At 45.1% G+C, this 1,042-nt stretch carries 1 protein-coding gene; it reads right to left on the bottom strand.

Going from position 1 to position 1,042, the window contains the following annotated elements; genetic code table 11:
* The coding region (locus A3763_RS25285; protein WP_068760705.1) for a methyltransferase at nt 1-857 on the bottom strand (857 nt) is incomplete at its 3' end.
* Nucleotides 858-1,042: the final 185 nt, after the last annotated feature.

Genomic DNA, 1,042 nt, shown 5'->3' with positions numbered 1-1,042 from the left:
GACTGTACCGCCTGAAAAGACTCGTCATAGAAAAACATCTGGGCATTAGGAAAGCGCTGTAAGTAGGCTAAACCAAGTACCCCATTCCCACAGGCTAAATCAGCGACTTGTGAAACCTCCGGTAAGCACTTGTAATGCCCCAAAAAGAAGCGACTGCCAATATCCAAATGATCATTGCTAAAGACATTTGGTAAAGCCTTCAAGTTCAATTCAAAATCGGGAACGCTGACAGACTTGCACTGTTCAAATATATTCTGCTCTGAAGCGTACGCCAGAGATTTATCAACCTCTGCCCTCCAGACTCGCGCTTTTTTTACACCTGGCAAAAAACTCGCCGGGCCAAAGCACTTCTCCAGCAACTCATACTGACCTTTGCTTAAGTGCTTATCCATACCTGCAAGTAAAAGTGTACAGCCTTCTTGTGCCCACTTATTCAGTTCAGCGAGTAAATAAGCCAGCTGGCTTTTAGATTTAGGTACTCGACCAATGATTAAGTCTGGGCGCTCTTCTCGTTTGACGAGATACTCAAGACCCGACTCAAAGTCCAGCACATTATCGTCATTCGCTTCAGCATTCTTCTTGAGGTTCTGTCGCGTTGCTTCTAATGACATCCATGAGTCGCCGTAACAGAGGGGCTTATATTTCATTAAAGGAATCGTCAAAGCACCAAAGTTATCGTGCACGATACAAAGCTGCTTGAAGCTTCCAGCCATGTCATCAACCAGATTAAGCAGGTAGCTGTCTGCAGCATCCCAGGCACGCAACTGACTACGCTTTTCAACAGGATAACGCTGAAGCTCATAATTCTGGCCGTTAGCGGTAAATGCGTTGGGATTTTCTGATGAGGAAGAAGACATAAAGGGATTTTAACTAATGAGCGAACTGAGCATTATAGCTCAAGCCATGCCTATCAAGAAGAGCCTAAGTTTACAGCGCAGCGCCAGCCTGACAAGCAACAGAAAGTCTCTGCCTACAAGCCTGTTGATACAATTGCTGCGCCTTGCTTAAGTTCTTAATAACACCGAAACCGCTTTGATAGAAA

Source organism: Oleiphilus sp. HI0128, assembly GCF_001635365.1.
This window is presented reverse-complemented; position numbering and strand designations above follow the sequence as displayed.